This is a genomic window from Thiococcus pfennigii (genome assembly GCF_016583835.1).
GTDB lineage: Bacteria > Pseudomonadota > Gammaproteobacteria > Chromatiales > Chromatiaceae > Thiococcus > Thiococcus pfennigii.
Genome location: NZ_NRRW01000152.1, coordinates 1 through 591 on the forward strand (window position 1 = coordinate 1; position 591 = coordinate 591).

Sequence of the window (591 nt, forward strand, 5' to 3'; positions counted from 1 at the left end):
ACAATGCGTCTAGCGGAGGCGCAGCTGTTTTGGCTCGGCCCCGCTCGTTTCATCTAGGTTCATTCCAGGTATATTCCAGGGTCGCCTGCCGCGGCCCCAGCTTCGGAGACAAGCGATGTCCAACGAGGGTTATCACGAGCCGATCACTGAACTGTCGGACGAAACGCGCGATATGCACCGCGCGATCCTGTCGCTGATGGAGGAGCTCGAGGCCGTCGACTGGTACAACCAGCGCGTCGATGCGTGCAAGGATGCGGAACTGCGCGCGATCTTGGCGCACAACCGCGATGAAGAGAAGGAGCATGCGGCGATGGTGCTCGAGTGGATTCGGCGGCGGGACTCGAAATTCGACGACGAACTCAAGGATTACCTGTTCACCGACAAGCCGATTGCGCATGAATAACCTGCGCCATCGCGCGACCAGCGCCACTTCGCTGGGCACCTAGTTCACGATGATCAAGCAGCTGGCTGGTGTGTCTGGTCGGCTGCGCCTGCGGTCAATCGTGCCGCAATCCACGGCAGGAGTTGATAGCGCATGGCCGATTTTCACCAAGAGCCCCAGATCACGACCCTGCACGGGCTGCATGAAGC

Annotated in this window: 1 protein-coding gene; it reads left to right on the top strand. The window is 60.2% G+C overall.

Annotated elements, in window-relative coordinates:
- The first annotated feature begins 115 nt into the window (after positions 1-115).
- Positions 116-403, top strand: a complete 288-nt coding sequence (locus CKO41_RS18325; protein WP_200240200.1) for an encapsulin-associated ferritin-like protein — start codon at positions 116-118, stop codon at positions 401-403.
- The last annotated feature ends 188 nt before the right edge of the window (positions 404-591 follow it).